The organism is Streptomyces sp. WAC05292 (genome assembly GCF_003949955.1).
Taxonomy (GTDB): Bacteria; Actinomycetota; Actinomycetes; order Streptomycetales; family Streptomycetaceae; genus Streptomyces; species Streptomyces globosus.
The window spans coordinates 1-923 of the sequence record NZ_RPSE01000792.1 but is presented as its reverse complement, the minus strand read 5'-3'; the positions used below and the strand labels follow the sequence as shown (position 1 = coordinate 923).

At 79.4% G+C, this 923-nt stretch carries 1 protein-coding gene; it reads left to right on the top strand.

The genetic code is table 11. The features are described from left to right. The first annotated feature begins 72 nt into the window (after nucleotides 1-72). Entirely contained in the window at nucleotides 73-849 is a 777-nt protein-coding gene (locus EF903_RS33060; RefSeq protein WP_125548582.1) for a sirohydrochlorin chelatase, read from the top strand. Nucleotides 850-923: the final 74 nt, after the last annotated feature.

The window sequence follows — 923 nt, the reverse complement described above, 5'->3', positions numbered from 1 at the left end:
GCTTCCGTGGGCGACGGCGACGAGGGTGGGCTGCATGCGTGGCTCCGCGGGCACGGCCCCAAGGAGCCACGCATGCAGCCCACCCTCGTCGCCGTCGCGCACGGAAGCCGCGACCCCCGCGCCCTCCCCGCCGTGCAGGACCTCCTGGCCCGGGTCCGCGAACTGCGCCCCGGCCTCGACGTCCGCCTCGGGCACATCGAGCTGAACCGGCCCCTCCTCCCCGACACGCTGCGGCACACCGCCGGCCCGGCCGTGCTCGTGCCCCTGCTCCTGAGCCGCGGCCACCACGTCAAACGCGATCTCCCGGAGGCGGCCGCCGCCCATGCCGACGCCCGCGTGGCCGCCCCGCTCGGCCCCCACCCGCTGCTCGTCGAGGCCCTGTACGACCGCCTCCACGAGGCCGGCTGGCATCCGGCCCGCCACACCGCGGCCGTCCTCGCCGCCGCCGGCTCCCGCGACCCGGACGCCGCGGCCGACACCCGCCGCACCGCCGCCCTGCTCTCCGAACGCCTCGGCGGCGTCCCCGTCGTCCCCGCCTACGCCTCCGCCGCCCCGCCCGCGGTCGCCGAGGCCGTCCGCGCGCTCACCGCCCGCGGCCACCGCCGGATCGCCGTGGCCTCGTACTTCACCGCGCCCGGCCGGTTCGCCGCGCAGAGCGCCGCCGCCGCGACCGGCCCCGCGGCCGCCCCGCTCGGCGACCACCCCGCGCTGGCCCGCCTGGTACTCCGGCGCTACGACGAGGCACTCGCCCTGCCGCGGCCGCGGACCGCCCCGGCGCCGCTCCCGGCGCCGGCCCCCGCCCGGAGGACTCGGGTGCGGATTGCTCCGATTGTCGGTGTCTCCGGTTAACGTCTCACCATGGAAGGCATGGCAGGCACCGCACCCGTCCGCCCGCGCGGCTCCGGCGAGCCGCAGAACACCCC

Coding starts and splice junctions, on each gene's coding strand:
- EF903_RS33060 (WP_125548582.1), top strand. CDS start 73: ATGCAGCCCACCCTCGTCGCCGTCGCGCACGGAAGCCGCGACCCCCGC.